Genomic DNA, 2,288 nt, shown 5'->3' with positions numbered 1-2,288 from the left:
GTGGTGCCCGGAGGCGGAATCGAACCACCGACACGAGGATTTTCAATCCTCTGCTCTACCGACTGAGCTATCCGGGCGACGAGGTGTATTAAAAGGCTTTTCGGCTTTCAGGTCAACAATAAAATTAAAATAAAATATCGTTTGATGAATTTGTGCTCGGAGTGGGCTGTTTTTATGCGTTTTTAGCAGCAATGCGCCATGCTTTAAGCGATGTTTTAACATTGATAGTGTGTTCACTTGCAAAATAAAGGCGATAAAAACAAAAAAGCACGTCTGAAAACGTGCTTTTTATTGAACAATTGACTTTAAACTAGTGCTTTACTGAGAACTTGTTTACCCAACCTTCTAGCTCATTCGCTAGTGAAGCTAAACTTTGAGTACTTGATTGGCTCTCAGTTACGACAGAGTTGAGTTGGCCTCCGCTTTCCTCGATAAGGTTTATGCGTAGCGCAATATCATCGCTAACCTGCGTCTGCTCAGCGGCAGCAGTAGCGATCTGCTGGCTCATTGTGGTGATAGATTCTAACGCCGTTACAATTTGCTGTAGAGCTTCAGAGGCATTCTTAGACTCTGTAACAGTGCTTTCACTGGTTTCTGCACATATTTCCATTGTGTGAATGGCATTGCGAGAGCCTTCTTGCAGATTGGAGATCATATACTGAATCTCTTTTGTGCTGTCTTGTGTGCGTCCTGCTAGGTTGCGTACCTCATCAGCAACGACTGCGAAGCCTCGGCCTTGTTCTCCAGCACGTGCTGCTTCAATGGCTGCATTGAGTGCCAATAGGTTTGTTTGCTCTGCAATATCACCAATCACATCGAGCACTTTTACAATATTATTTACATCCTGATCTAGATCGGCGACCGCTTTACTCGCAGTATTTAATTGAGAAGCTAAACCTTGAATGTTTTCAACCGTGTTATGAATGAGTTTCTGAGTATGTTGGCTTTGTTTGTCAGCCTCGTCCGTATTGTTTGCGGTGTCGCTTGCTGAATTGGCAACATGGTTGGCTGAAGATGCCATTTCAGTCATCGCAGTGGCAATCATCGCCGTTGATTGCTGCTGAGATACGGTAAGATCGGCAATCGTATTTGATCGAGCTTCTACGGCAGATAACTCTGCGCGCAGTGCATGCATAGACTTCTCTAGGTTTGTCACCATAGTAGCTAGTGATTGACTCATATCTTGCACGGCACGATAGATACTTCCTCTCGGTGCCACAGTATCAAAACTGGTCTGAATGTCTCCTTGAGCGACAGCTTGAACTGCTTTGCGCACATCGTTAGGCTCTCCACCAAGTAGATGAAGCATTTTGCGAATCGAAATGATCAGGCCACTTAGAATGCTTCCCGCGATAATCAGACATAGCACAAGCTGCCATTGTGCTGTCGACCAAAAACGTGCGTTAACTTCATTAAAGCCAATACCTGTACCGACAACCCAGCCCCAGTGTGGTGTTTTTTCTGCTATCGAGTGTTTTTCTTCAATGCTGCCATCTGCTTGTTTTTGGCTCCAGGTATATTCAACGATCTGACCTGTTTTGTGCCCCAATACATCTAGAATGAGTTGGCCTACGCTATTACCACTGCCATCTTTAAAGTCATGGAAGCTGGTTCCGTGCAGTTGAGGGTCTAGTGGTGCGGCGATGAACATCATATTTTCATCTGCGACATAAACGTATTCGTTGTCTTTGTAGATATTGTTACGAAGTAGGCGAGTGGCAAATGCTTTCGCTTCGTCTTCCGGCATTTTGCCTTCGATAGCCATCTTTTCTACTTCGGTAAGTATGCTGTACGCACTTTTAAATAGCTCAGTAACTCGAGCTTTGTTATCAAGGTTACTTGCGACGCGAAGTGTCCATAAGCCCGTTGCGGTCAAAGCTAGGAGAGCTAGCAATATGATCGCAGATAATAAATAGGCTTGAGTTTTTAGTTTCATATTTAGCTCACAAATAAAGTGTTATCACTATGCAAGGCATAGCTAAAAGAAGAAATGTAATAACTCGGGCATCTTAGTGAAGATGAATATGCTCGGATACTAATGCGTATTAAAATTACGATGAGGATTAAATTTTTAGCGTGAAATAAGTGTTTTTGAAGAAAGGATTTAATGTTCGCTGATGTTTAGAAATGAAGTGTAGATAAATGGGAAAGCGAGAAATGACGTATAAAGCAGATACAAAAAAGCCGCATCAAGTGATGCGGCTTTAAAAGTGGCTCCTCCTGCTGGGCTCGAACCAGCGACCTGCGGATTAACAGTCCGTCGCTCTACCAACTGAGCTAAGGAGGAA

The 2,288-nt window shown here is 43.7% G+C and carries 1 protein-coding gene and 2 tRNA genes; all 3 read right to left on the bottom strand.

Features of this window, described 5'->3' with window-relative positions:
- Window position 1: 1 nt before the first annotated feature.
- Window positions 2-77 (bottom strand) — tRNA-Phe (locus R7E38_RS22755).
- A gap of 233 nt (window positions 78-310) precedes the next feature.
- A complete protein-coding gene (locus R7E38_RS22750) occupies window positions 311-1,936 on the bottom strand; it encodes a methyl-accepting chemotaxis protein (protein ID WP_206955191.1) in 1,626 nt (541 codons plus the stop codon).
- A gap of 275 nt (window positions 1,937-2,211) precedes the next feature.
- Window positions 2,212-2,287 (bottom strand) — tRNA-Asn (locus tag R7E38_RS22745).
- Window position 2,288 lies beyond the last annotated feature (1 nt).

Origin of the sequence: Vibrio sp. Vb2131 (assembly GCF_033338535.1) — a bacterium.
Classification (GTDB): domain Bacteria; phylum Pseudomonadota; class Gammaproteobacteria; order Enterobacterales; family Vibrionaceae; genus Vibrio; species Vibrio alginolyticus.
The sequence above is the reverse complement of the archived record's forward strand: the minus strand, read 5'-3'. Positions and strand labels throughout refer to the sequence as shown.